Annotated in this window: 1 protein-coding gene; it reads left to right on the top strand. The window is 71.9% G+C overall.

Translation table 11 applies throughout. The annotated features are described in order from the left end of the window. Positions 1 to 512: AMP-binding protein (locus tag NX801_RS30620; protein ID WP_258791231.1), on the top strand; the 512-nt coding region annotated here is incomplete at both ends.

Consider the following 512-nt stretch of genomic DNA (forward strand, 5'->3'; position numbering starts at 1 on the left):
GCTCCGGCCCGGCCACCGGCTCCTCGCCGTCACCACCATCGCCTTCGACATCGCCGGACTGGAGATCCACCTCCCGCTCCTCAACGGCGCCTGCGTCGTCCTCGCGGACACCGACACCGCGCGCGACCCCGCCGCGCTCACCACCCTGGCCCGGACCCACCGCGCCACCCACATCCAGGCCACCCCGTCCCTCTGGCGCATCCTCACCACCCACGACCCGAGCACTCTGACCGGACTGCACGTCCTCACCGGCGGCGAACCCCTCCCCACCGACCTCGCCACCACCCTCACCCACCACGCCACCACCGTCACCAACCTCTACGGACCCACCGAAACCACCATCTGGTCCACCGCCACCACCCTCACCGACCAGAACACCACGCCGCCGATCGGCCGGCCGATCGCCAACACCACCCTCCACCTCCTCGACCACCACCTCACCCCCGTCCCACCCGGAGTCACCGGCGAGCTCTACATCGCCGGCACCGGACTCGCCCGCACCTACCACCGCC

It is taken from the genome of Streptomyces pyxinae, assembly GCF_024756275.1.
GTDB classification, from domain to species: domain Bacteria; phylum Actinomycetota; class Actinomycetes; order Streptomycetales; family Streptomycetaceae; genus Streptomyces; species Streptomyces pyxinae.